The following is a 24,456-nucleotide window of genomic DNA, read 5'->3' as shown; positions in this document are numbered from 1 at the left end:
ACGTGGCGCCGTCCCGGTGCAGCCCGGTCAGGCGCCGGGCTGCACCACCATCAGCACGGCGACGACGACCCACACCAGGTTGAACAGGCCGACCAGGGCCGCGAGCTTCCGCGGCGAGCGCTCGGTCCCGTTCCCGCGCAGGACCTCGCGCTGTTCCGGTAGGACCCCGAGCGCGAGGATCCCCGCAGCCACCGCGGTCAGACCGATCGAGACGAGCAGCCACGCCTCGTCGAGCGCCCCGACCTCGAACGCCAGGGCCGTGCCGAAGGTCGGAACCGCGAGCGAGATGATCGAGTACACGTGGCAGATCCGGTGCAGGACCCTGGCGACCGCTCGGGCCCCCTGGTCGCCCGGATCGGCGACGAGCGCGCGGGCCGGCTTCGGGAACATGCTCCCGGCGACCGCGACGGGTCCGAGGGTGAGCAGCGCCGCCACGACGTGCACGGTGAGGAGGACGCTGGACATCGCTTCCAGCCTAGGGCGCGGTACTTCGTGAGCAGAAATGGTCGGGTGGCCGTTGGCGGACTCGACCATTTCTGCTCACGAAGCGGTCACACGTTCGGGATGGGCACCTCGGCCAGCACGACCTCGTCGTCCATCGGGATCGGACCGCGCACCCGGGGGAGTCCGTCGACCCACTCGACCGGCACTCCCGCAGCTGCGAGCCCCTCGACGCTCAGGTCGATCCGGAGCAACGGCAGTGCCAGGTCGCCGTACCGCTCGGCGACGACCTCGGCCACCCGGTCGGGCGTCGTGGCGCGGACGTACCCGCCCGGCTCGAGCGGCACCCCGCGAGTGGACACCTCGTACTCGCCGAACCCGCGGCTCATCTCCCAGTCGTCGGCGATCGCCACGTGACAGACCACATCGGTCATGGACCCTCCTCGATAATGAAACGGGAGCGTATCATTACCGCTAGGATGGGTCCGTGAGCAAGCGTGGACGTCCGACCGCCGACGAGCGGATCGCCCGTGACGAGCGGATCCTCGACGTCGCGACGGACCTGTTCCTGGAGCACGGGTTCGCGGGCGTCGCACTCGACCGCGTCGCCGCCGAGGCCGGGGTCACGAAGCGCACGCTCTACACGGCGTTCGGCGACAAGCCCGCGATCCTCCGAGCGGTCGTCCGGCGGCAGCACCCGTACGCCGCCCAGCCCACCGGGGACCTCGTGTCCACGGCCACAGCGATCGGCAGCGCGTTGCTCTCGGACCGTGCGGTCGCCCTGCACCGGCTCGTCATCGCGGAGTCGACGCGGTCACCCGAGCTCGCGCGCGAGTTCCACGAGGCCGGACCGCTCGCCGCGCAGCAGACCCTGGTCCGCGCCGGAGCCACTCCGGAGACCGCCGCCGAGCTCTTCACCCTGCTGCTCGGGGAGCTCCACCGCCAGCGCCTGCTCGGCCTGGCTCCGGCCCCGACGGCGGCCGCGGTCGCCGCACGCGCCGCGCGTGCCGTCGCGCTGCTCTCGACGTGACCCCAGGGCGGACGGGAGGCCCGTGGCCAGCTGGCACCGGGCCTCCCGTCCGCCACGGAGTGAGCAGAAGGCGACGGGTCACGCGCTCGGACTCGTCGCCTTCTGCTCACTCGATGCGGCTCGAGCCGCGCTCAGGCGGGGTCGGGCAGCGCCTCCGCGTACGTGCGGAACTCGCCGCGCTCCGAGTGGATCGCCCACAGACGATCCGCGATGGACTCGCCGGAGTGCTCCGGCTGCCCGTCGTCGATGCCGAACGGGATGATGAGCTGACCGACGTGGACCTGCTCGTCGCGCACGGCGTCGTGCAGGAGCTGGGCGTAGGCGCTCTCGGCCGCGAAGGCGACCGAGGTGCCGGTGACCCGGGCGCCGGGACGCACCGCACTGCCGCCGTTCACGAACAGGATCGTGCCGTGGCCGATCGCGCGCATGCCGGGCAGCACCTGGCGGACCGCGTTGACCGAGCCGTAGACCGAGAACTCGATCGGGCCGATGAGGTCCTCCGCGGTGGTCTCGAGCACCGGGCGCATGTACTCCTTGGCGGGGAGCGGGCTGTACTGCAGCACCTCGATGGGACCGAGCTGCTCGGTCGCACGCTCGAGGGCGCTGCGGAGCGAATCGCCGTCACGGACGTTCGCGGCGAACCCGGCGGCCGTGATGCCCTGCTCGCGCAGCGACGCGGCGAGGCCGTCCAGGCGGTCCTGGTTGCGGGAGACGAGGGCGATCGAGAAGCCCTCGCGGCCGAAGCGTTCGGCGACGGCGAGACCGAGGCCCTTGCCGGCCCCGATGATGGCGATGGTGGTCATGCGGAGTACTCCTCGTCGGTGACGTGCTCGAGCCAGGTGGTGGTGGTCGCCGGGTCGTCGGCGAGGTCGAGCATCGCGAGGTGCTCCATGTAGTCCGTCGGGGTCGCACCGTGCCAGTGCTCCTCACCCGCAGGCGTGTAGACGGTCTGGCCCGGCTGGACCTCGATCACGCCGCCGTCACGGGTGCCCATACGCGCGACGCCCTCGGTGACGTGCAGGGTCTGGCCGTTGGCGTGCGAGTGCCAGGCGGTGCGGGCGCCGGGCAGGAACCGCACCTTCGCGACGGTCATCGACTGGCCGGCTTCCTTCGGGCTGGCGATGGCGTCGAGGTACACGTCGCCGGTGAACTGCGCGGCCGGGTTCTTGACGGTCGGCTGCTTCGGTTGGATCTCCATGGCCCCGACGGTAGGCCGATGTGCGCACCGGAGGGAGGTGCCGGCCGTACCCCTCAGCCGTTTCCCGAACACGACGTGTGTGATCGACGCACGATCCGGGAGGACCACCGTGGACAGCAGCGAACACCCGAACCCGAGCCCCACCCGCGCCCGACGCGCCTGGTCCGCTGCGGGCATCGCCGCGGTGGCCGCACTCGCCCTGGGCGGCTGTGCCGATGCCGCGCCGGACGACGACCGCGGCTCGTCGGCGAGCGCCCGCGCCACCGCCCCCGCCGACCTCCCCACCGGGCAGGTCGCGCTCGACGGCGACACCAGCGACGTGGTCACCGGGCTCGAGGCACCGTGGTCGGTCGTCCGCACCGGCGACGACGGCGACGCCCTGGTCAGCGAACGCGACTCCGCGAAGGTCCTCGAGCTGCAGGACGACGGCACGACGCGCGAGGTGGGCACCGTCGACGGCGTCAGCCACGGCGGCGAGGGCGGGCTGCTCGGGCTGGCCCTGCACGACGACGACCTGTTCGTGTACTCGACGGCCGACGACGGCAACCGGATCCAGCGGTTCGAACTGACGGGCAGCGCCGGGTCGTGGGCGCTCGGCGACGCCACGACGATCATCGACGGGCTGCCGTCGAACACGTTCCACGACGGCGGCCGCATCGCGTTCGGCCCCGACGACATGCTCTACGCCAGCGTCGGGGACGCCGGCACGAGCAGTGACGCGCAGGACGAGGACTCGCTCGCGGGCAAGATCCTGCGGCTCACCCCGGACGGCGACGTACCGGACGACAACCCGTTCGACGGGTCACCCGTCTGGAGTCTCGGGCACCGCAACGTGCAGGGCCTGGGGTGGTCGTCCGACGGCACGATGTTCGCGTCGGAGTTCGGCGAGAACACCCTCGACGAGCTGAACGTGATCGAGGCGGGCGAGGACTACGGCTGGCCCGAGGTCGAGGGCGAGGGCGGCGAGGACCAGGGCTTCGTCGACCCGGTGCAGCAGTGGTCGACGGACGAGGCGTCCCCGAGCGGCCTGACGGTCGTCGACGACACCGTGTTCGTGGCCAACCTGCGCGGCGAGGTGCTCCGGGCGATCCCGGCGGACGACCCGGGGACGTCGACCGAGTACTTCCCGGGCGACTTCGGCCGAATCCGAACCGTGCTCGAGGGGCCGGCGGACACCCTCTGGTTCGTCACGAACAACACCGACGGCCGTGGTGACCCCGCAGCGGGGGACGATCGCATCGTCTCGGTCCCGCTCACGCGGTCGTGACGACCCCACAGGGGTTCCGGCAGCCCCTCGCTCGCACGCTGTCCGGCCGGTTACCGTGACGGCATGAACCACCGCGACGAAGCCCGCGACTTCCTGTCCAGCCGTCGCGCCCGCATCACCCCCGAGCAAGCCGGGGTGGAGACGTTCGGCACCCGCCGTCGGGTCACCGGGCTCCGGCGCGAAGAGGTCGCACGGCTGGCAGGCGTCAGCATCGACTACTACACGCGGCTGGAGCGGGGGAACCTGCAGGGCGTCTCGGACAGCGTGCTCGAGGCCGTCGCCGGCGCACTGCAGCTCGACGCCGCCGAGTTCGAGCACCTGCGCGACCTGTCCCGGCACCAGAACGCGACACCGCGGCGCGCGGGCAAGGTCGTGCCCGTGGCGGCTGTCCGCCCGGAGCTGCAGTACCTGCTCGACGTCATCACCGATGCGCCGGCGATGATCATCAACAACCGGCAGGACATCGTCGCCGCCAACGCGCTCGGCTACGCGATGCACTCCGACCTGGTGGCGGCACCGGCCCGGCCGATGAACTTCTCGCGCTTCATCTTCCTCGACCCGCAGGCCCGGAACTTCTACCAGGACTGGCAGCGGGCGGCGCACACGAACGTCGCGATCCTGCGGCGCGAGGCCGGGCGTACACCGAACGACCGCGACCTCGCAGCCCTCATCGGCGAGCTGTCGATGCGGAGCGACGACTTCCGCGCGCTCTGGGCAGCGCACGACGTCCGTCGCCACTACGCCGGCGTGAAGTCCTTCCGGCACGCCGTCGTCGGTCCGCTCGAGCTGCACTTCCAGACGCTCGAACTCGCCGAGGACCCCGGGCTCGCGCTCACGATCTACCCGGCGACCCCGGGTAGCCCGACCGCCGACGCACTCCGCCTGCTCGCCTCGTGGGCGGCGACGGAGCAGATCGCGGAACGTGCGCGCGAATCCGCCTGACGGGTACCAGCAACCCCTTCTTCCCCGCCCGGCACCGTCCTACCGTGGACGCATGGACACCAGAAGCGAAGTGCGCGACTTCCTCCGCACCCGCCGCGAGCGCGTCACGCCGCAGCAGGTCGGCCTGCCCGACTTCGGTGGCGCCCGACGGGTCAAGGGTCTCCGCCGCGAGGAGCTCGCGCTCGTCGCCGGCATGAGCGTCGACTACTACATCCGCCTCGAGCGCGGGAACCTCACCGGCGTCTCGGAGAGCGTGCTCGAGTCGCTGTCGCGCGCGTTGCGCCTCGACGACGCCGAGCACGCGCACCTGTTCGACCTGGCCCGCGTGCAGAACGCCTCGGCGACCACGCGGCGGAAGCCCCCGACGTCGAAGGTCCGACCGAACGTGCAGCGCATGCTCGACGGCATGACCATGCCCGCGTGGGTGCGCAACGGCCGCTCCGACTTCCTGGCCGGCAACGCCCTGGCACGTGCGCTGTACTCGCCGCTGTTCCTCGACCCCGCCGGCACCCCGAACACCGCCCGCTTCGCGTTCCTCGATCCACGCGGGCAGGAGTTCTGGCGCGACTGGGACGTCGTCGCGAGCGACATGGTGGCCGTGCTCCGTGCCGAGGCTGCTCGGTCGCCGTACGACAAGGGACTGACCGACCTGATCGGCGAGCTCTCCACCCGCAGCGAGGAGTTCCGGCAGCGCTGGGCCGCGCACGGGGTCATGCGGCACCTGAACGGCTCGAAGCGCGTGCACCACCCCGAGGTCGGCGACCTCGACCTGACGTACGAGACGATGGAGCTCGCGACCGACACCGGTCTGACGCTCATCGCCTACGGCACCGAGCCGGGCTCACCGTCCGAGGAACGCCTGCAGCTGCTCGCGAACCTCGTCGCCACGACGGCCGCAGCCGTCCCGGAACCGGAGGACGCATGAGCGAGACCGAGTCCGTCCCGACGACCGCAGCCGCCGCGCCGCTCGGGCTCCTGGGCCGCTTGCGGTTCCGCTGGCGCGCTGAGCAGGAGATCCACGATCTGACCCGCGACCGTGCGCTCGAGGAGCGCGTGCGTGCCGAGGCCGCTGTGCGGCTCGCGCCCGGCCCGTGGCACCTCGGCGAGCTGTTCCGACGCCGCTGACGCGCTGCGGCGCAGCGCCGCACAACCAAAGTCACCCCGAACCACGTGATCGCGTGGTTCGGGGTGACTTGCGTTGTGCGCGTGCCCAGATGGCGGACGGGAGGCGCGTGGCCAGCTGGCCACGGGCCTCCCGTCCGTCACTCGGTCGCGTTCACCGGCGACGTGCGGCGGGCACCAGGGTGTGCTGCCCGTAGCTGTTGTCGTCGGGGTTGATCGTGACGCCCGGTGCGACGAGCTCGTCGATGCGGTCCAGGACCTCGTCGCTGAGCACGCGGTCGGCGGCAGGGAGCTGCGACTCGAGCTGCTCCATGGTGCGCGGGCCGATGATCGCGCTCGTGACGCCGGGGTGCCGGATCACCCACGCCAGCGACATCTCGATGAGGGACATGTCCTGCGACTCGGCCAGGAGTGCGAGTTCCTCGACGATGTCGAGCTTCCGCTGGTTCGCGGGCGTCGACATGTCGAACCGGGCCGCGGGGCGGTGCTTCGCCGTCGGGGTGCCGGGAGCGTCCTTGCGCCAGCGGCCACTGAGCCAGCCGCCGCCGAGCGGGCTGTAGACGAGGGTGCCCATGCCGTAGCGCTGCGTGGTCGGCAGGACGTCCTCTTCGATGCCGCGCACCAGGATCGAGTACGGCGGCTGCTCGGTGCGGAAGCGCTCCAGGCCACGGCGCTCCGAGGTCCACTGGGCCTCGACGATCTCGGCGCCCGAGTACGACGACGATCCGATGTTCCGGACCTTGCCCTGGCGGACCAGGTCGGTCAGGGCGCCCAGGGTCTCCTCGACGTCCGTCGTCGGGGACGGACGGTGCACCTGGTACAGGTCGATGTGGTCCGTGCCGAGGCGGCGCAGGGAGTTCTCGACCTCCTGCATGATCCAGCGGCGCGAGCCCCCGGAGCGGTTCGGGCCCTCACCCATCGGCATGAAGAACTTGGTGGCGAGCACGACGTCGTCACGGCGGTCCTTGATGGCCTTGCCGACGATCTCCTCGGAGACGCCGTCCGAGTAGGCGTCGGCGGTGTCGACGAAGTTGATGCCCGCGTCGAGGGCGCGGTGGATGATCCGGATCGAGTCGTCGACGTCGGCGTTCGCCCACGGGCCGAACATCATGGTGCCCAGAGCGAGCGGGCTCACCTCGACGCCGGTGCGTCCGAGCTGGCGGTACTCCATGGTTTCCTCTCCGTGCCCGCGGGTCTCGCCGGGCACGGCTGCCACGCTAGGCCGGTCACCCACGGCGAAAGGGGGGAGGCCCTTACCTCCCTCGGTCGGCGGGGCGGTCGTAGCGTCGGGAACATGACGTTCGCCGAGACCGACCCCGAGTTCGCCCAGTACCACGCCGACTTCGTGGACGAGACGCTGCAGCACGCGTCCCTCAACAGCCACGACCGCGCGGTCGTGCAGCTCGGCGCGATGATCGCCGCCGGCGCGCAGTCCGCCTTCCGACAGCTGCTCGACACCGCGCTCGACGAGTCACTGACCCCGGTCGAGGCGAAGGAGATCGGGTACCAGGCCGTCGCCTACGTCGGGTCCGCACGCGCCTCGGACTTCCTCACGATCACCAACGACGTGCTGATCGCGCGCGGTGTCGAGTTGCCGCTCCCGGGCCAGTCGACGACCACCCCCGACGACCGACTCGAACGGGGCCGTGCGGTCCAGAGCGCCGTCGTCGGCGCCGGACGTGTCGACGCGATGTACGAGAACGCGGCCGACGACACCGTGCACTTCCAGCGGTTCCTGTCCGGCAACTGCTTCGGCGACACCGTCGGACGGGACGGGCTCGACCTGCCGACGCGTGAGCTGCTGACGTTCGCGGTCCTCGTCGCGCTCGGCGGCGCGGACGCGCAGGTCACGGGACACGTCGCGGGCAACCTGCACGTCGGGAACACCCGGCAACAGCTGCTCGACGTGCTCACCGTCCTGGTGCCGGTGATCGGCTACCCGCGGACGCTCAACGGGCTCGCCGCCGTGAACGAGGGTGCGCCCGCCGACTGACGCTCAGATCGCGAGCTCGACGTCGTGACCGTTGACGGTCACGATGATGCGTGGGTTCTCGGCGCCGGTCGCGGTGATGTAGCTGCGGAGCGTGGAGAGCAGCATGTCCTCTCGCCGCTCCATCTGGGACACCGCGCCCTGGCTGATGCCGAGCTCGTGCGCGATATCGGCTTGGGTGCGCTTGCCGGCTTCGCGGACCATCGCGAGGCTCATCGCGTGGATGCGGTCGAGTTCGTCCGCTTCGACTTCGAGTGCGGCCACCGCGTCTGCGACGCCCGGCCGCTGCATCATCTGTTCGAGGCGGTCGTTCCCGCGTACGAAGTCTTCCTTGCCCATCATGCTTCCTCGGTCTCGTTCCGCCATCGGTTGATCAGGCGATCAGCTCGGACGCCGACCGTGTCGTAGAACACGTCACCCATCGACGCTTTGTCGCCGGAGAACAGTGCCACCACGACTCGGTCCTCGTCCGGCGGGAACCAACAGATCAAGCGGAGCGCCACTCCCGCGACGTAGGGGTGTGACACCCGCCAGACCGGATGCTGCTTGGACTGCCGGACACGCTTGATCATCGCGGTGTCCTGAACCGGAGCGGAGTCCAGGTCACGCAACCGCTTGAGCATGAACGTCAGCAACTGCAGACGTTTTCGCCCACGCTCGGTCGTGTCGGTCTCAAGACGATCGAGCTGGTCGTTGAACTCTCGCGGCCAGTCGATCTGCATGCGGCGACATTACCTGCGACTGATAATAGCTGCAACTAATATCGAGCGCAAGGGCAACGTCGTGGAGGGGTGCGGTCCTCAGACGACGAGGGGACCGGCGACCTCGAGCTGGTCGTGGTCGACCTGCCAACGGACGGCGTCGAGCACCGTCTGTTCGGCGGTGAAGCCCGGCGTGTAGCCGAGCAGACGGCGGGCCTTCTCGACGCTGAACACCTGGCTGCGTGACAGGTGCTCCCAGCTGGCGCCAGCGTGTTCTGGAGCGGTGGTCTCGCGGAACCGGTCCCAGTTGACGGACTCGAGCCGGGCCTCCTGGCCGAACCACGACGCTGCCAGGTGGGCGTACCCACGCGCGGTGAGCGCCGTCGGGGCCGTGATGAAGAAGTCCTCGCCGACCGCCGCCCCGCGGTGTTCGACGGCGAGCTGGAAGGCCTGCGCGACGTCGTCCGCGTGCACGTGGGCCATGGTCTCGGCGCCGAGCCCGGGGACCTCGATCGCCTCGCCGACGGACAACCTCGTCAGCACCGACGGGTCGAGGTTGCCGAGCGGTCCGATCGGCATCCAGCCCGGACCGCTGATGTGACCCGGGTGCAGCGTCGTCGTCGCCAAACCCCCTGACGCGGTTTCTTCCTTGAGCATCCGGGCGATCGCGTCCTTCTGCACGCCGTAGTCGCCGAAGGGCGGTGTGAAGTCGTCCTCGGTGATCGGCAGCACACGGGATGCACCCGCGCGCCAGATCGAGCCGCAGTGCACGAGGTGCGTCCCCGTGCCGCGGAGCGCTTCGACGAGGGCGGCAGCGGACGGCTCGGTGAAGCAGACCAGGTCGACGACGGCATCGGCGCCGAGCGCAGCGATCCGCGTTCCGAACGTGCCGTCGCGGTCCTCCTGCTCACGGTCCGCGGTGACGCGTTCGACCCGCTGCCACTCGGGGGAGTCGGCGTAGGGGGTGCTGGTGCCGCGACTGATGGCGACGACCTCGTGACCGGCGCGGACGAGGCGGGGGACGAGGAACGTGCCGATGTGGCCGGTGGCTCCGATGACGACGATGCGCATCAGTCGGCGGTGATGACCTTCACGGAGCCGGCGATGGTCGCGGCGTCCTCGGCGAGCGCCACGACCGGGTCGGGCAGGCGGGTGGTGGCACCGACGAGCTTGCGGGCACCCCACCCGACGAACGACCCGACGATCGCACCGACGCCGCCGAGGATCGCGCCCTCGATGCGCAGGTCGCGCTTGCCGGTCGTGCCGAGTGCCGCGCCGACGAGCGCGCCGGACCCGATGCGGCCGATCAGGCCGGCGGGGGAGATGCGGTTCGGGGTCATCGGCAGCTTGTCGCCGATGAGTTCGCCGACGGCCGAGGCGACGAGCAGCCCGCGGCCGAGCGGGGTGCTGAAGACCTTCCAGTCCTGCCACGACCCCTTCAGCGAGGACCGGTCGTGGTTCAGCGCCAGCACCGCGAGTGGGGTGGCGCTGCGGCCACCGCTCAGGATGCCGAGCACCAGGGTGCGGACCAGGGTGTGCTGCTCGTGCTGCTTGCTCATCGTGTCTCCAGTCGTGATCAGGTCCGACCGTACGCACGCGGGCCGCGAGCGCTCCGAGGGTCCTCACGGACTGCGGGTACTGAGCCGGCCCGAGTAGCGTCCGCCGCATGAGCAACGTCATCGTCTTCGGCGGCCACGGCAAGGTCGCACTCCTCACCACCCGCATCCTCAGCGACCGCGGCCACTCGGTCACCTCGGTCATCCGCGACGCGGACCAGTCCGACGAGATCCGCGCCCACGGCGGCGAACCCCGTGTCGCGGACATCCAGCAGCAGTCCCTGACCGACTTCGCGGAGCTCGTCCACGGGCACGACGCCGTCGTGTGGTCGGCCGGTGCCGGCGGCGGGTCCGTCGACCGCACCTGGGCGATCGACCGCGACGCCGCGATCCTGTCGGTGCAGGGCGCGAAGCAGGCTGGCGTCGACCGCTACGTCATGGTGTCGTGGTCCGGGTCGCAGCTCGACCACGGGGTACCGCAGGACAACGACTTCTTCGCCTACGCGCAGTCGAAGGCGATCGCCGACGCCGTGGTGCGCGACTCCGGTCTGCAGTGGACCATCGTGGCGCCGAGCACCCTGACGGACGACGACGCCACCGGTTCGGTCGACTGGGCGGGCTCGTCGAGCGACGTGCCGCGCGGCGACGTCGCACACGTGATCGCCGACGTGCTCGAGACCCCCGGCACGGCGGGCAACACCATCCGGTTCAACTCGGGATCGACCCCGATCGCGGACTTCCTGCGCGCCGACGCGGTCTGAGGACCCCGACGGGGTCTGACGACGGCCCGCGGCCCGCAGCCGCGCTTCAGTAGATCGCTGCGATGCCGGTCATGTCGCCGAGCCCGAGCGTGCGTGAGCCGGTGTCGCAGTACCCGCCGGACGGCTCCATGACCTGACCGGTTCCGGTCTTGACGTGGCCGAGTCCGTACAGGTGTCCCCACTCGTGGGTGGCGACGGCCTGGGTGTCGAACCGTGCGCCCGAGCAGGTGGTCGTCGAGCTCCACTTGTAGCTGGTGGCGTACCGCTGGTCGGACTCCTTCGCGACGCCGTTGCCGTCGTACCAGACGCACGTCACGCCGAGGGTGCCGGAGGGCAGCTTGCCCCATCCGACGACGCTGTAGCCGTTGCTCTTCGAGCAGCCGCCCTTGTCGGTGAGCCCGGGCACCTGGGTCGCCAGGCGCACGTAGGAGTTCCGGGCCGACGAGGTCACGGTGCGGTCGCACGACGCGATCGTGCCGGTCCACGCGTTCGCCGCCTTGCGCAGGGCGTCCTTGGCGTACGACGACTTCTGGCCGGACTCGTTGTAGTACCACTGCACCGTGCTCGACCAGCGGTACTTGTTCCGTACGTTGGCCGTGCTGGTGCACTTGGTGGTGGCCGCGGTCGTGGCGGCCGGCGCTGCGGGTGCGCCGGCGGCACCGCTGGCTGCCGCGCTCCTCGCCTGCTCGCGGCGCACGGCGGGCGCCGAACCGCTCCAGGTCTCGTCGATGCGGACCGCGACACCGCCGGTGCCGGTGTTCGCGATGACGACCTCCGCCAGCTCCGGAGCACCCGGCGCCGCGGAGCTGCTCGCCATCACGCTCTCACCGGGCGCCGGCACGGCGAAGGTGCGGCCGTCGGGCAGCGCGACCGTGCCCGACGAGACCGTGCACCCCGACCGGAGCGTCTGCACCGAGAGCGTCCCCGTGGCGCAGCGGGTTCCGGCGGCCGGCGTCGATGCCCCCGGCGTCGCCGCCTGCGCGGGTGCCGCCGTCGCGGTGAGGCCGACGACGAGTGCGATGACCGCCCCGGTGGTGAGCGTGTTCCTGACAGGACGCATGGTTGCCCTTCCCGCGGTGGGCCCCTGTGCCCGCCGTCCCTGATCGGGTCCATGCTCGCCGATGAGCCCCGTCAGGTCCAGGGCTGCGCCAACAGGACAGGAAGCGCCCAGCCGTCGCGGTCGGTCAGCGCAGCCGCTCGACCATCGGACACGCGAACGGGTCGCGAGCCGCCAGACCGACCTCGTTGAGGTAGCGGACCACGATGACGTAGGAGTGCACCAGCGTTGTCTCGGTGTACGGCACGCCCTGGTCCGCGCAGTACTTCCGGACCATGTCCCGGGCGGCCCGCAGGTTCGGCCGGGCCATGCTCGGGAACAGGTGGTGCTCGACCTGGTGGTTCAGGCCGCCCATGAAGTACTCGACCCAGGCGCCGCCACCGATGTCGCGCGAGGTCAGGACCTGGCGCGAGAAGAAGTCCACGCGGCGGCCGGGTTCGATGACGGGCATGCCCTTGTGGTTCGGCGCGAACGCGATCCCCATGAGGAACCCGAACACGGCGAGCTGCACACCGAGGAACGCGAAGGCCAAGCCGACCGGCAGGAACCAGAACACGACACCCAGGTAGAGCACGAACCGGCCGACGAAGACCGATCCCTCGGCCCACCGCCGCTTCACCGGGCCACGGCTCGTGTACGTGCGGATCGACTGCCAGTGCAGGTTCACGCCCTCGACCAGGAGCATCGGGAAGAACGCGTACCCCTGCACGCGGACGAGCACACGCAGGAACCCGGTCCGGCTGGCAGCGTCCTCGGGTCGGAACGAGATCGCGTCGAACGAGATGTCGGGGTCCTTGCCGACGGTGTTCGGGTTGGCGTGGTGCCGGGTGTGCTTGTTCATCCACCACGCGTAGCTGATGCCGGTCAGGAACGTGCCGGCGTACCGGGCTGCTCGGTCGTTCCAGTGGTGCGACGCGAAGACCTGTCGGTGGGCGGCCTCGTGCGACAGGAACGCGAACTGCGTGAACAGTGCGCCCAGCACCCCGGCGACGATCAACTGGTACCAGGAGCCGCCGAGCACAGCGAACGCCCCGCCGGTGATGCCGAGCAGCGCAGCGAGCACTGCGATGAGGCCCCAGTACCAGCCCGTGCGGCGACCGAGCAGCCCGGCGGTGCGGACCTGCGCGAGCAGCGCGGTGTACGTCGAGGTGGTGTCGGTACGAGCCGACCGCCGTTCGGTCTTCCGGTAGCCCGTCGGTACGACCAGTTCGTCGCCCATGCTTTCCTCCTGGATCCAGTGCTGCGCCTGCAACCGGGGTCCGGGGCTACGACTTGCTCGTGATCGTACGCCGGCCCGGACCGGGGACACACGGGATCAGGCGGGGAGGACCAGGCGGCGTTCGACGATGGCCCGGGCGACGTCGGCGAGGCGCTCCTGGTTCGACCGCGCGTACTGCCGCAGCAGTTCGAACGCCGCCTCGGTGTCGACCGAGTGCGTGTACGCCACGAACCCCTTGGCCTGCTCGATCACGACCCGGGTGTCGAGGGCTCGCTGCAACTGCGCCTGCGTCAGCGCCGCGTGCTGCAGGGTCCGCTGCTGCAGGATGCTGATGGTCGCGACGTCGGTCAGGGCCTGTGCTGCCAGGGCGTCATCTCCGTTCAGCGCCCCCTCGGTCTCGCGGAACAGGTTCAGCGACCCGAGCGTGGTGTCCCGCAACCGCATCGGGATCGCGTGCACCGACGCGTACCCCGACTCGGCGGACGCGGCCGCGAACGTCGGCCACCGGCGTTGCATCTCCGCCTGGTCGCTCACCGACACCGGACGACCGGTCGCGAAGCACTCCACGCACGGCCCTTCGCCAGCGTCGAGCTGCAGGAGTCCGACGAAGCTGGACCGCTCACTGGTCGACGCCACGACCTCGAGTTCCTGGTGCTGGTTGGCCAGCAGGATGCCGGCCGCCGAGGCGTCGAAGATGTCGACGACACTGTCGACCAGGTTCTGCAGCAGGTCGACGACGTCGTACTCGTCGACGAGGGTGTCGGTCAGCGTGACGAAGGTGTCGATGAGCCGGCGCTCGCGGGTCGGTGCCATGGTGCGTGCTCCTCAGTTCTCGGAACCGTACGGCCGGGCGAGGTCGATGCGGCGAGCGATGACGTCGTTCGAGACGTCGCGGACGGTGCGTTCGGTGGCGAAGGCGTGCGCCTGCAGCACGAGGAGGGCGTCGGTGACGTCCACCCCGAGCTGTGCTGCGACCATGCCGGTCGCCTGGTGCACCTCTCGTCGGGAGTAGCGGCTGGTGCCCATGTCGGCACGGCCGTCGGCGGCCGCGGCGAGCAACGCACCACGGAGCACCCGACGGGCTGCGACCTCGGCGAGCTCCACGGCGCCGCGGATCTGCCCCACGGTCAGGGTGCGCTCGCTGTCCACGGACAGGTCGACGGCGCCGACGGGGATCGTCCCGATGCGCATCGGGAACGAGAACACCGCCCCGACCCCGGCGCGCAGGAGTTCCTCGAGCGCGAGCGGCCAGTCGGTGTTCGTCGTGCCGGACAGGTCGGACTCCAGGACCGGGCGGCGGGTCGTCAACGCCTGCCAGCACGGGCCCTCGCCGAGGTCGAACTGGATCTCGTCGATCCGCGCGGCGCGCGCGTCGCTCGCGCACACCGTCGCCGACCCGAGCGGGTTGCCGAGGGTGGAGATGCCGACCCCGGTGACGGGCAGCGTCGTCAGGAACGGCGGGCACATGTCGGCGCCGTCGGGTGCGGCCTGCAGTGCGGAGACTGCCGTCGTGAAGTCGTTCATCGCGAGGAAACCGTCCGGGTCCGTGAACGCGGGGCTGATCCGGCCCCCGCGTTGTGCAACGCTAGCGCAGTGCCCCGCTGGCGTCGCCCGCCGGGCACGTCGACCCGCGCGGACACGGTCAGCCCGCGCTGACGCGCGACGGCTCCGGCACGAAGTGGATCCGCTCCGCCGCCCGCGTGACCTCGCGGGCCCGGGCCGTGCGGTCGTCGAACTCGGTGCGCGCTGCGTCACGGACCTGCTCCTTGTCGAACAACGACGCCCGGCTCACGACGTCGACGATCGTCGCGACCACCGTGGCGAGACCGCGTTCGAGCTGTCCGAGGTTCGTGTTGCCGATGACGAGACGCCGGTCCTGCACGTCGAGCGTGACGTCGGGGTAGCCGGCCGTCACGAGCTGCGCGTGTCCGTCGGCACCGCGCAGGCCGGCCATCTCGGCTGCGTCGGGTCGGCGGTTGAACACCGCCGGGACGTCGTAGTACTTCGCCGCCGTGGGCTTGCCGAGCTCGGTGGGCAGGCCGGAGGCCACCACACTCGTGAGCGAGAGCGGCGTCGAGGCCGCCTCGGACTGGTCCGTCATGATGACTCCCTTGGCGGATCCCCGCGGGAGCTCGAGAGGATCTCGGACTCGGTACGGCGACACCGTGGCGTCAGTGTGGGACCCGCGGATGTGAGCACTCCCAGCCGCGGCCCGACGCCGGGGCTCCACCACGCCCCGGCGCCACCCCGCTCAGGCGAACTGCGCGTAGAACGCCGACGGGTCCTGCGACAGCGACGCCTTCACCGCACTGCTCCACTCGTCGACGACGACCTCGGCCGCGCCCCGCTCGACGCCGTCCAGCGCGGCCCGCGCCACGTCGGCCGGGTCGACCTTCGGCCCCTCGTAGCCGTCCATCATGTCCGTGTCCGCCGCCCCGAGGTGCAGCCCCTGGACGCTGATCCCCTTACCGGCGAGCTCCAACCGGACGGCGTTCGTCAGGTTCCACTCGGCGGCCTTCGCCGCCGCGTACGCGCCGGATCCCGGGTAGACGAACCAGGACAGTGCGGACAGGACGTTCACGATGCCGCCGCCGCCGTTCCGCTCGATCACCGGCGCGAACGCCCGGATCATCGCGAGGTTCCCCCAGTAGTGCGTGTCCATCTCGCGGCGTGCGTCCGTCAGGTCGTCGGTGAGCAGCGAGCCCGTCGTCGAGATGCCCGCGTTGTTCACGAGCAGGGTGACGTCGCCGGCGGCTGCGGCCGCCGCCTCGACCGACGCCGGGTCGGTGATGTCGAGCGGCAGCGCCACGACGCCCTCGATGTCCACGAGCTCGGGTCGGCGTGCGGTCGCGTAGACCTTGGTGGCGCCGCGCTCCAGCAGCTGCAGGGCGAAGCGGCGTCCGATGCCCCGGTTCGAGCCGGTGACGAGTGCGACCGATCCAGCGATGTCCATGGTGTCTCCTCCTGCCGCGCGGGTCTCTCCCGCAGCGGCTCGGTTACGCTAAGACCTCACATCCATGTCAGGGGCAAGCCCCGGATCGGAGACCGCATGCGGATCGGCGACCTCGCCGCGGAGACGGGTGCCAGCGTGCGCTCGCTGCGGTACTACGAAGAGCAGGGACTGCTCACCGCGTCGCGGACCACCAGCGGGCAGCGCGTCTACGACACCCCGGCGGTCGAGCGCGTCCAGCTCGTGCAGCAGCTGTTCGCCGCCGGTCTGCCGAGCCGCACCATCGTGCAGCTGTTGCCGTGCGTGGACAGCGGGCACGCGACGCCGGAGTCGTTCGCGCTGCTCGTCGCCGAGCGCGACCGGATCACGGCGCAGATGGCAGAGCTCGAGGCCGCGCGTGGCCGGCTCGACGAGGTCATCGCCATCAGCGAGCACCCGACTGCCGAGCGCTGCCCGGCGCTGCGCGAGCCGGCAGACGGAGCGCTCGCGGCCTGAGACGTGGTGCGGGGCGGACGGGAGGCACGGGACCGACCCGACCCGCGCCTCCCGTCTGTCAGGTGGTCGCCGCAAGGGCCGCTGCCACGGCTCGTTCCTGCCGCGCATGCGCGGCGAAGGCGTCGGCGACCGGGTTGCGACGGCGGTCGAGCCCGCCGTCGCCGTCTTCGACGAGGTTGAAGAGGCCCATCGTGAGCAGGTGCTCCTGGCGGGGTGCGTCCGTGTGCCGCCAGGTCCACTCGTACATGTCGAACAGCGGCCACCAGGTGTACCCGACCACTGGGACGCCCTCGGCACGGAGCTCGTGCACGGCGGCCACGGAGGCGTCGAGCCAGCCGATGCGTTCGTCGACGGACCCGGTGACGCACGTCTCGGTCAGCATGACCGGGGCGCCGTACCGCTCGGCGTACGTCGTCAGCACGTCGCGGAGCCCCTCGGCCCCCGTGTCCCGGTACGGACGCGGGTCGGCGAAGCCGCCGCCGTGGTGGACGCCGGCCTCGAAGACCTCGGTGGAGTGCAGGGGGTAGTAGTTGACGCCCATCACGTCCGGCCGGACCGCGTGCTGGCGGAACCAGTCCAGGTCAGCGTCGGTGACCCCGCCGGAGCGCAGCCGTCCGACGAGCGGATGGTGGTCGTCGACGCCGCCGGTCACGAGGTCCTCGACCAGGAACGTCTGGGCTCGGAGCCGCGCCACGGTGTCGCGGTGCTCGGGGGCATCGACGTCGCCGACGTACCGGATGCCGGCATCGACGTGCACGAAGGTGGCGGCGTCACCGAGTTCACGGGCGATCGCGTGCTGGGTGGAGACGAACCCCTTCGCCAGCGCCGATGCGATCCGGGCAGAGCCCTCGGCACCGGTCAGGTACGGGGGCCAGTACCCGTACTCTCCCGAGAACAGGGCGTGGATGACGGGCTCGTTGACGGGCGTGTAGTCGGTCGCGACGTCGCCGTACCGGGCGGCGAACCGGGCGGCGTACTCCGTGACGTGCGCCGGGTAGTCGGGGTTCGCGAACTGACCGTCGAGCCAGAGCGGTGTGCCGTAGTGCAGCAGGTCGATGACGGGCCGCAGGCCGGTCTCACGGAAGCGCTGCATGACATCGTCGACCCACGACCAGTCCCACACACCGGGCTCCGGGGCGACCCGGTACCAGGGCACGCCCCAGCGGAGCAGCTCGGCGCCGACGTCGACCGCCAGGCCGAGATCGGCGGCGTACTGCCGGTAGTGGTCGGTGAGTTCGTACTCGTCGATGGGGCGCTCGCCCGGACGGGCCTGCGGGACGAAGGTGTCCTCGATGCCCAGAGCGAAGTGCAGCCGTCCGTCGTCGGACCAGTGCATGGTGTCTCGTTTCGTGGTGGGCGCGTCCCCGAGGGGACCGCGCGGGGTCGTCGTCACTTGAGCCCGGTGCTGGCGACGCTCTCGATGAAGCGGCGTTGCACGAGCAGGAACATGACGGCGAGGGGCAGCACGGCGATCAGGGCGCCGGCCATCATCACGCCCTGCGGGATGATGCCGCCGGGTCCGGTCAGCAGGGTCAGCCCCGAGGTGATGGTCCCCATGTCCTGGTCGGTGGTGAACACCAGCGGCCAGAGCAGGTCGTTCCAGTTGTTGACGAAGGTGAAGATGCCGAGGGTGAGCAGTGCCGGTACGGCGTTCGGCAGGATGACGCTCCGGAAGATCCGCCACTCGGACGCACCGTCGATGCGCGCCGCGTTGTCGAGGTCGCGGGGGAGCGACACGAAGAACTGCCGGAGGAAGAAGATGCCGAAAGCGTCCGCCGCCCGCGGCGCGATGAGGCCGGCGAAGGTGTTCACCCACCCGAGGTCGGACACGAGCTGGTAGATCGGGATCAGGGTGGCCTGGAACGGGATCATCAGGCTGGCGATGATCACGATGAGCAGGACCTTGCTGCCCCGGAAGTCGAGCCGGGCCAGCGCGTAGGCGGCGAGCGCGTCGAACGCCAGCGCGAACACCGTCACCCCGCCGGCGAAGGCGAAGCTGTTCAGGATGAGCCGGCCGAACGGCAGCTGCGTGAAGATCGCCCGGAAGTTGTCGAGCGTCCACGTGTGCGGGAACAGCGTCGGCGGGTAGGCGTTCACCTCGCTCGCCGGCTTGAACGCCGTGAACACGATGACGAGCACGGGGAGCAGCACCGCGAGGGTGACGATGAGCACCGCGGCGAAGCCGAGCCAGCGCATCGAGGGTGGGCGACGGGCCACGGTCCTGCGCCGGACCGCGGTGGCCGGACGGGGGAGTGCGGTCATGATGCGGTGTCCTCTCCGCGCTTGCCGAAGAACAGGAACTGCACGAGGCTCAGCAGCAGGGTCGCGATGAGCAGCACGTACGCCAGCGCGGACGCGAAGCCGAGGTCGAGGTCCTTGAACCCGGACTGGTAGATCTGCATGACGATCGTCTCGGTGGACCGGTACGGCCCGCCGCCGGTCAGGACGTAGATCTGGTCGAACGCCTGCAGTGCGGCGATGAGCGCGACGATGACGACGAACGCCATGGTGTTGCTGAGCATCGGGAACGTCACGTTCACGAACCGCTGGCGGCCGTTCGCGCCGTCCAGCTGCGCCGCCTCGTACAGGCTGGTCGGGATCTCCTGCAGCCCCGCCAGGAAGATGACCATGTAGAAGCCGAAGTTCTTCCAGACCGCGACGAGCACCACGGTCGGCATCGCCAGGGCCGGGTCCTGCAGGAGGTTGCCGAGCCGGATGCCGCCCACCTGGAGCCAGTGGTTCAGCAGGCCGATCTGCGGGTCGAGCAGGTACGACCACGCGAACGCGGCGACCGCCAGGGACACGATGAACGGCAGGAACAGCGCCGAGCGGAAGAAGCCGCGGAACGGCAACGCCGGGTGGTTGAGCGCCAGGGCCAGCACCAGCGCCACGGCGATCGCGACCGGGGTGAACAGCACCGAGTACAGCGCCGTGTTGCCGATCGAGCGGACCACGTCCGGGTCGGTGAAGACCCGGACGTAGTTCGCGAAGCCGACCCAGCTCGGGTCACCGAAGCCGCTGGCGTCCGTGAAGGACAGCCGCAGTGCCGAGAGCATCGGCCACAGGACGAACGCCCCGAGGATGACGATCGCGGGTGCGAGGAATCCGACGACGGTCGCACGGCGGCGGAAGGTCCCGTTCAGGGGCGTCCGGCCGCCGAGCTGTCCCGGGGGTCGGTACCGACGGCGTCGGCCGAGTTGCTGCGTGGTCATCGTGGTCCTCTACTTCAGGGCTGACTGCACGTCGGTGTCGGCGATGCCGAGGAGCGACTCCGGGTCGCCGCCCGCGATCGACTTCTGCGTCGCGGTGTCGAGGGCGGTGAGCACGTCACCGCTGTTCACGACGCCCGGGAGGAGCGGGATCGTCGTGCCGGGCAGACCGGTCAGCGCCGCGACGGTGGGGTTCGCGTCGACGTCGGCGGCGGTCACGTCGGTGCGCAGGGACGGCCAACCCGACCCGAGCGCCCACTTGGTCGCAACGTTCTTCTCGTTGAAGTACCGCAGGAAGTCCTCGGCAGCGGCCTGCTTCGGGTCGTCGGTCTGTGCGGTCACGCCGAGCGAGATGCCGATGGCGGAGGCCACCTGCGCCTTCGGCCCGGCCGGGATCGCGGCGATCCCGTAGTCGATGTCGGATGCCTTCGCGACGCCGGCCATCCACGGGCCGCCGATCTCCATGGCGCTCTTGCCGGCGGTGAAGAGCTTGTCGGCCGCGATGCCGTCGACACCGGTCGGCGAGATCTTGTCCTGCCGGATCGCCTTCGCCCAGTACTCGAGCGTCTCGACGTTCGCAGCGGAGTCGATCGTCGACTTCGTGCCGGCGTCGTTCGTGATCGAGCCGCCGTTGCCGGCGAACAGGCTCGGCCAGATGCCGTTGCCGACCGTCTGGTGGTCCGGCAGCACGAGCCCGTACTGCTCCGGGGTGCCGTCGCCGTTCTCGTCCTTCGTCAGCTTCTTCGCGTCGGCGACCCACTCGTCCCACGTCGTCGGGAACGCGTCGATGCCGGCCTCGGCGAAGAGCTTCTTGTTGTAGATCACGGACAGGGGCACGAAGCCACTCGGGACGCCGTACTCCTTGCCGTCGACCTGCTCCATCGCGACGGCCTGCTCCTTGAGCTCGCCGGTGTTGCTGCTGTCGTCGTCGTAGAAGTCGCTCAGGTCGACGAGGGCCTTCTTCTCGGCGTAGACGGGCAGTCGGTCCGAGGTCATCGCGACGATGTCCGGGCCCTTCTTCGCCGTCAGCGCGGGGAGCATCGTGTCGTCGATGACCGCCCACGTCTTCGTCTGGGTCGTGATCGTGACCTTGTCCTGCGACTCGTTGAAGTCCTTGACGATGCCGTCCAGGACCTTGCCGTCGGCCTCGGTGTACCCGTGCCAGAACGTCAGGTCGACGTGGGCGTTCGCGGACGATCCGGGGGAGCCGGCGCATCCGGCCAGGGAGATCGCCGCCGCTGTTGCGAGCGCGACGACCGCGATGTGCTTCTTCATCGAAAACCTGCCATCCGTCCCGCACTTCGGTGTGCGGGACCTCGTCCATGCCGGATTTACACCGGTGTAAATCTGGACAGTAGTCCGTGCTCGACGGGCAGGTCAAGACCTCAGGCGGAGACCGTGCGTTCCGCGGCGACGGGCGCCGACGACGCCCGCACGACCAGGGCATGCGGCGAGCGCAGCACGCCCGGACCGACGGCCGCGTCCTCCTCGAGCTGCTCGACGAGGACCCCGACCGCCGTCGCCGCGACCCGGTCCAGGTCGGCCGACACCGTGGTCAGCGCGGGCGTCGCGTACGCCGACTCCTCGATGTCGTCGAAGCCGACGACCGCGACGTCGTCCGGCACGGTCCGACCGGCGAGCTGCAACGCGCTCATCGCCCCGAGCGCCAGGGCGTCGTTGCAGCACACGATCCCGTCGACCTCGACGCCGGAGTCGAGCAGCGCCCGCGCCGCCGCTGCCCCCTCGGCCCGGTGCCAGAGCGCCGTGGGGACGACGAGTTCGGGTCGGAACGCCACGCCCTGCTCGGCGAGCGCCTCGCGGTACCCGCGGAGCCGCTCCTGCGCCGTCCGTACCGGCCCCGACGGTTCGGAACCGATGAAGGCGATCGAACGACGGCCCGCGTCGAGCAGGTGCGCCGTCGCGTCGTGCAGCGCGTCCGCGTTCGACATCGTGATGAACGTGACCGGGCTGTCCGGGATCGGCTCGCCGAGCACCACGAGGGGGAACTTCACCTCGAGCGCAGGAGCATCGCTCGACCGCACCGTCAGCGGGCTGTAGATGATGCCGTCGATCGAGTGTTCGCGCATCCGGGTGATCGCGTCCGCCTCGCGCACGCCGCTCGCGGTCTGCTCGATGAGCACCGTGTAGCCCACGGCACCGGCGGCGCGGATGACGGCGTCGGCGAGCTCGGCGAAGTACGCCTGCCGTAGCTCCGGTACCGCCAGGCCGATGACCTTCGACCGGCCGGCGCGGAAGTTCCGGGCCGAGACGTTGAGCTCGTAGCCGAGTTCGTCCACCGCGGCCATCACCCGGTCGTGGGTGCGGGCCGAGACGTGCTCGTAGCCCGACAGGACGTTCGAGACGGTCTTCTTCGAGACGCCCGCGACGGCTGCGACGTCGCTCATCGTGGGGGGCGAGCGGTGTCCCTGGGCCATCCGCGTCCCCTCTCTCGCGTCCGGAATGCGTTGGGCAGGAACCTACCGCACCAGCGTGGTGCGGCCCGGACGGGAGGCCCGTGGCGGCCTGGCCACGGGCCTCCCGTCCGCCACGCCGACCGTCGCACCACCGCGACCCGCCTGGTCAGGCCGGCTGGCGGTCCGATCCGCGCCGCAGGGCGCGCCCGATGCCCAGCAGCACCAGCGCGAGCACGGCGAGCGCCACGATCAGGGCGAGCAGGTACAGGACCAGCCCGCCCACGCCACCGACCTTGTCGGCGTCGTAGAACGGGTACGGGTACCAGTCGACGATCGCGCCTCGGATCAACGAGTAGACGCTGTAGACCACCGGGAACACCAGCGCGATCCACGCGTCTCGCCAGCCCAGGCGCACCCGGGGAGCGAGCACCAGCCAGTCCACCAGCACCGCCACCGGCATCAGCATGTGCAGGACGACGTTCACCCACGGGTAGAGCGGGCCGAGGTCGAACCCGGCGAGCAGCGTGTTGAACACCAGCCCGACGAACACCATGTTCACCACGGAGCAGAACCGCACCAGCGCCCACGTCCGGCTGTCCGGCACCCCGCGGGCGAGTCGGACGGCGCCGACGATGAACACCACCACCGCGATGAGGTTGCCGAGGTTCGTGAAGTACGAGAAGAAGTTCACGACCCCGAGGTCGAGCCGGATCGACACCCCGAACTGTGCGATCTGCGCAACGAGCACGAGCACTGCGAAGGCCAGGCGGTACACGAGCATCACGCGCGTCGTCGTCATGACCAGACCGTATCCGATGAACGCGGCCTACCCGAGGTGCGAGTAGTCCGGCAGGTCGATCGCGTCGGCCGGTGGCGTGAAGAACCGGTCGCCGAGCCGACCGATGAACGGGGTGGAGGCGACCCGGACCGCAGCACCGAACGCGGCGATGCCGAGCCGGCTCTTCGGGTTCGCGACCCGCGGCACGCCCGGCGGCAGCTGCTGCGCCTGGGCGACGTACGGCCGCATGATGCGCTCGTAACCGCGGAATGCATCGCGGTGGTCGACGTGTGCGGCGAGTTCACCGGCCAGCACGTACGCCCCGGTGAGCGACAGGCTCGTGCCCATGCCGCTGACCGGCGAGGCGCAGTACGCGGCGTCGCCGACGAGCGCGACCCGACCCTCGGACCACCGCGGCGCACGGACCTGCCCGATCGACTCGGAGTACAGGTCGTCGGCGCTGTCGATGCCCGCGAGCACACGACGCGCTTCCCAGCCGGCGTCGGCGAAGACCTCGTGCAGTCGGCGACGCTGTTCCTCGATCGACCGTCGCTCGGAGCCGGCGCGCTCCCGGGTCCGATCGGTCACGAACGACAACGTCGCCCGGATCGTGCCGTGTGGGTCCGGACGGAGGGTGACCGACCGACCACCCGGTGCGTTGTACCAGCGCCACCAGTCGTCGTCGGCATCGGTGCGGGGGATCGTCGCGTAGGAGGTCTCGAGGCCGAGGGACCGGATCTCGGGCTCGTCGCCGAAGACCAGTCGCCGGGTGCTCGACCCGATGCCGTCCGCCGCCACCACCAGGTCGAACCGCTCGTCGGCGGCGTGCTCGAACTGCACGGTCACACCGTCGCCGGCGCCGCCGTCGTCGTCCGCGATGCCGGTGATGCGGTCGCCGAACCGGTACTCGGTGGTGTCGGTGGTCCGGCCGACCAGCAGCTGCGCGAGGCCACCGCGCAGGATCTCGAGCTCCGCGGTGGCGCCGCCCGAGTCCGTGGTTCCGGCCGGGAACTCCGCGATGACCGAACCGGAGCGGCCGATGAACCGCGTGCCGACCTCACCGGTGGTGGCGGCACGGATGTCGTCCTCGATCCCCATCCGCCGCGAGACCTCGCGCCCGGCGCCCCGCACGTCGACGTTCTGGCCACCGGTCCGGAGTTCCGGCGCGCGCTCGACGATCGTCGTGTCGTAGCCGTACCGGTGCAGCCAGTAGGCCAGGGCAGGCCCGGCGATGCTCGCACCGGAGATGAGGACGCGCTTGCGGTCGGTCGACATGTTGCCTCGAATCTTGATTACCAATGAGATTGGCAATCTACACGACTACCA

30 protein-coding genes are annotated in these 24,456 nt (G+C 70.7%); 8 read left to right on the top strand and 22 right to left on the bottom strand.

What is annotated here, in order from left to right; genetic code table 11:
• Positions 1-27: 27 nt before the first annotated feature.
• Positions 28-465 (bottom strand): hypothetical protein, encoded by a 438-nt coding sequence (locus tag EDF53_RS07570; RefSeq protein WP_123292990.1) that lies wholly within the window; start codon positions 463-465, stop codon positions 28-30.
• An 86-nt stretch (positions 466-551) separates the two neighbouring features.
• Positions 552-875 carry a DUF952 domain-containing protein gene (locus EDF53_RS07565; RefSeq protein WP_148058300.1) on the bottom strand — a complete coding sequence of 108 codons (324 nt, stop codon included), beginning with the start codon at positions 873-875 and terminating at the stop codon, positions 552-554.
• Positions 876-928: 53 nt separating this feature from the next.
• Here EDF53_RS07565 and EDF53_RS07560 point away from each other — a divergent pair, with 53 nt between their 5' ends.
• On the top strand, positions 929-1,471 hold the full coding sequence (locus tag EDF53_RS07560) for a TetR/AcrR family transcriptional regulator (protein ID WP_123292988.1): 543 nt from the start codon (positions 929-931) through the stop codon (positions 1,469-1,471).
• A 131-nt stretch (positions 1,472-1,602) separates the two neighbouring features.
• Here the strand turns inward: EDF53_RS07560 and EDF53_RS07555 are convergent, their stop codons facing one another.
• Entirely contained in the window at positions 1,603-2,274 is a 672-nt protein-coding gene (locus EDF53_RS07555; RefSeq protein ID WP_123292987.1) for an SDR family oxidoreductase, read from the bottom strand.
• Positions 2,271-2,669 (bottom strand): cupin domain-containing protein, encoded by a 399-nt coding sequence (locus EDF53_RS07550; protein ID WP_123292986.1) that lies wholly within the window; start codon positions 2,667-2,669, stop codon positions 2,271-2,273. Before EDF53_RS07550 ends, EDF53_RS07555 begins: the two co-directional genes overlap by 4 nt.
• A gap of 109 nt (positions 2,670-2,778) precedes the next feature.
• Here EDF53_RS07550 and EDF53_RS07545 point away from each other — a divergent pair, with 109 nt between their 5' ends.
• The 4 genes from EDF53_RS07545 to EDF53_RS07530 all read left to right on the top strand — a co-directional run bounded on the left by EDF53_RS07545 (position 2,779) and on the right by EDF53_RS07530 (position 6,003).
• The gene (locus EDF53_RS07545; RefSeq protein WP_260215239.1) at positions 2,779-3,936 is read left to right on the top strand and encodes a sorbosone dehydrogenase family protein; all 1,158 of its coding nucleotides are present in this window, start codon (positions 2,779-2,781) and stop codon (positions 3,934-3,936) included.
• A gap of 63 nt (positions 3,937-3,999) precedes the next feature.
• A complete protein-coding gene (locus tag EDF53_RS07540) occupies positions 4,000-4,878 on the top strand; it encodes a helix-turn-helix transcriptional regulator (protein ID WP_123292984.1) in 879 nt (292 codons plus the stop codon).
• A 52-nt stretch (positions 4,879-4,930) separates the two neighbouring features.
• Positions 4,931-5,803: a helix-turn-helix transcriptional regulator gene (locus EDF53_RS07535; RefSeq protein WP_185020981.1), complete on the top strand. Its 873-nt coding sequence runs from the start codon at positions 4,931-4,933 to the stop codon at positions 5,801-5,803.
• Positions 5,800-6,003, top strand: a complete 204-nt coding sequence (locus EDF53_RS07530; RefSeq protein ID WP_123292982.1) for a hypothetical protein — start codon at positions 5,800-5,802, stop codon at positions 6,001-6,003. The genes EDF53_RS07535 and EDF53_RS07530 overlap by 4 nt, the downstream gene beginning before the upstream one ends.
• A gap of 151 nt (positions 6,004-6,154) precedes the next feature.
• On the opposite strand, the gene EDF53_RS07525 is transcribed toward EDF53_RS07530, so the two are convergent.
• Positions 6,155-7,171 (bottom strand): aldo/keto reductase, encoded by a 1,017-nt coding sequence (locus EDF53_RS07525; RefSeq protein ID WP_123292981.1) that lies wholly within the window; start codon positions 7,169-7,171, stop codon positions 6,155-6,157.
• Between the two features lie 123 nt (positions 7,172-7,294).
• Here EDF53_RS07525 and EDF53_RS07520 point away from each other — a divergent pair, with 123 nt between their 5' ends.
• The gene (locus EDF53_RS07520) at positions 7,295-7,993 is read left to right on the top strand and encodes a carboxymuconolactone decarboxylase family protein (RefSeq protein ID WP_123292980.1); all 699 of its coding nucleotides are present in this window, start codon (positions 7,295-7,297) and stop codon (positions 7,991-7,993) included.
• Positions 7,994-7,996: 3 nt separating this feature from the next.
• Here EDF53_RS07520 and EDF53_RS07515 read toward each other — a convergent pair whose 3' ends face one another.
• The 4 genes from EDF53_RS07515 to EDF53_RS07500 form a co-directional block, all read right to left on the bottom strand.
• Complete coding sequence (locus tag EDF53_RS07515) at positions 7,997-8,329, bottom strand: sigma factor-like helix-turn-helix DNA-binding protein (RefSeq protein ID WP_260215238.1); 333 nt, start codon at positions 8,327-8,329, stop codon at positions 7,997-7,999.
• Positions 8,329-8,712 (bottom strand): hypothetical protein, encoded by a 384-nt coding sequence (locus EDF53_RS07510; RefSeq protein ID WP_123292979.1) that lies wholly within the window; start codon positions 8,710-8,712, stop codon positions 8,329-8,331. The genes EDF53_RS07515 and EDF53_RS07510 overlap by 1 nt, the downstream gene beginning before the upstream one ends.
• 78 nt (positions 8,713-8,790) lie before the next feature.
• A complete protein-coding gene (locus EDF53_RS07505; protein ID WP_123292978.1) occupies positions 8,791-9,762 on the bottom strand; it encodes an NAD(P)-dependent oxidoreductase in 972 nt (323 codons plus the stop codon).
• Positions 9,762-10,250, bottom strand: coding sequence for a DUF4126 family protein (locus tag EDF53_RS07500; protein WP_111083622.1), 489 nt, complete (start codon positions 10,248-10,250; stop codon positions 9,762-9,764). The genes EDF53_RS07505 and EDF53_RS07500 overlap by 1 nt, the downstream gene beginning before the upstream one ends.
• 107 nt (positions 10,251-10,357) lie before the next feature.
• Here EDF53_RS07500 and EDF53_RS07495 point away from each other — a divergent pair, with 107 nt between their 5' ends.
• Positions 10,358-11,008 carry an SDR family oxidoreductase gene (locus EDF53_RS07495; protein WP_123292977.1) on the top strand — a complete coding sequence of 217 codons (651 nt, stop codon included), beginning with the start codon at positions 10,358-10,360 and terminating at the stop codon, positions 11,006-11,008.
• A 46-nt stretch (positions 11,009-11,054) separates the two neighbouring features.
• Here EDF53_RS07495 and EDF53_RS07490 read toward each other — a convergent pair whose 3' ends face one another.
• The 6 genes from EDF53_RS07490 to EDF53_RS07465 form a co-directional block, all read right to left on the bottom strand.
• Complete coding sequence (locus EDF53_RS07490) at positions 11,055-12,068, bottom strand: matrixin family metalloprotease (RefSeq protein ID WP_123292976.1); 1,014 nt, start codon at positions 12,066-12,068, stop codon at positions 11,055-11,057.
• 124 nt (positions 12,069-12,192) lie between these two features.
• On the bottom strand, positions 12,193-13,284 hold the full coding sequence (locus EDF53_RS07485; protein ID WP_123292975.1) for an acyl-CoA desaturase: 1,092 nt from the start codon (positions 13,282-13,284) through the stop codon (positions 12,193-12,195).
• Between the two features lie 96 nt (positions 13,285-13,380).
• Entirely contained in the window at positions 13,381-14,097 is a 717-nt protein-coding gene (locus EDF53_RS07480; RefSeq protein WP_123292974.1) for a GAF and ANTAR domain-containing protein, read from the bottom strand.
• Positions 14,098-14,109: 12 nt separating this feature from the next.
• Positions 14,110-14,808: a GAF and ANTAR domain-containing protein gene (locus tag EDF53_RS07475; protein WP_123292973.1), complete on the bottom strand. Its 699-nt coding sequence runs from the start codon at positions 14,806-14,808 to the stop codon at positions 14,110-14,112.
• A gap of 118 nt (positions 14,809-14,926) precedes the next feature.
• Complete coding sequence (locus tag EDF53_RS07470) at positions 14,927-15,385, bottom strand: hypothetical protein (protein WP_123292972.1); 459 nt, start codon at positions 15,383-15,385, stop codon at positions 14,927-14,929.
• A gap of 150 nt (positions 15,386-15,535) precedes the next feature.
• On the bottom strand, positions 15,536-16,237 hold the full coding sequence (locus tag EDF53_RS07465) for an SDR family oxidoreductase (RefSeq protein ID WP_123292971.1): 702 nt from the start codon (positions 16,235-16,237) through the stop codon (positions 15,536-15,538).
• A gap of 96 nt (positions 16,238-16,333) precedes the next feature.
• Between EDF53_RS07465 and EDF53_RS07460 the strand changes: the two genes are divergently transcribed.
• A complete protein-coding gene (locus tag EDF53_RS07460) occupies positions 16,334-16,729 on the top strand; it encodes a MerR family transcriptional regulator (protein WP_123292970.1) in 396 nt (131 codons plus the stop codon).
• A gap of 58 nt (positions 16,730-16,787) precedes the next feature.
• On the opposite strand, the gene EDF53_RS07455 is transcribed toward EDF53_RS07460, so the two are convergent.
• From EDF53_RS07455 to EDF53_RS07425, 7 genes are all read right to left on the bottom strand, one after another.
• The gene (locus EDF53_RS07455; RefSeq protein ID WP_123292969.1) at positions 16,788-18,065 is read right to left on the bottom strand and encodes a family 1 glycosylhydrolase; all 1,278 of its coding nucleotides are present in this window, start codon (positions 18,063-18,065) and stop codon (positions 16,788-16,790) included.
• Between the two features lie 53 nt (positions 18,066-18,118).
• On the bottom strand, positions 18,119-18,991 hold the full coding sequence (locus EDF53_RS07450) for a carbohydrate ABC transporter permease (protein WP_123292968.1): 873 nt from the start codon (positions 18,989-18,991) through the stop codon (positions 18,119-18,121).
• Positions 18,988-19,941, bottom strand: a complete 954-nt coding sequence (locus tag EDF53_RS07445; protein WP_123292967.1) for a carbohydrate ABC transporter permease — start codon at positions 19,939-19,941, stop codon at positions 18,988-18,990. The genes EDF53_RS07450 and EDF53_RS07445 overlap by 4 nt, the downstream gene beginning before the upstream one ends.
• Positions 19,942-19,950: 9 nt before the next feature.
• A complete protein-coding gene (locus EDF53_RS07440) occupies positions 19,951-21,213 on the bottom strand; it encodes an ABC transporter substrate-binding protein (protein ID WP_123292966.1) in 1,263 nt (420 codons plus the stop codon).
• 110 nt (positions 21,214-21,323) lie between these two features.
• Positions 21,324-22,343 carry a LacI family DNA-binding transcriptional regulator gene (locus tag EDF53_RS07435; protein WP_165918695.1) on the bottom strand — a complete coding sequence of 340 codons (1,020 nt, stop codon included), beginning with the start codon at positions 22,341-22,343 and terminating at the stop codon, positions 21,324-21,326.
• Between the two features lie 175 nt (positions 22,344-22,518).
• Positions 22,519-23,151, bottom strand: a complete 633-nt coding sequence (locus EDF53_RS07430; protein WP_123292964.1) for a Pr6Pr family membrane protein — start codon at positions 23,149-23,151, stop codon at positions 22,519-22,521.
• A 27-nt stretch (positions 23,152-23,178) separates the two neighbouring features.
• Entirely contained in the window at positions 23,179-24,405 is a 1,227-nt protein-coding gene (locus EDF53_RS07425; protein WP_123292963.1) for an FAD-dependent monooxygenase, read from the bottom strand.
• Positions 24,406-24,456: the final 51 nt, after the last annotated feature.

The organism is Curtobacterium sp. PhB78 (assembly GCF_003751685.1).
Taxonomy (GTDB): domain Bacteria; phylum Actinomycetota; class Actinomycetes; order Actinomycetales; family Microbacteriaceae; genus Curtobacterium.
This window is presented reverse-complemented; position numbering and strand designations above follow the sequence as displayed.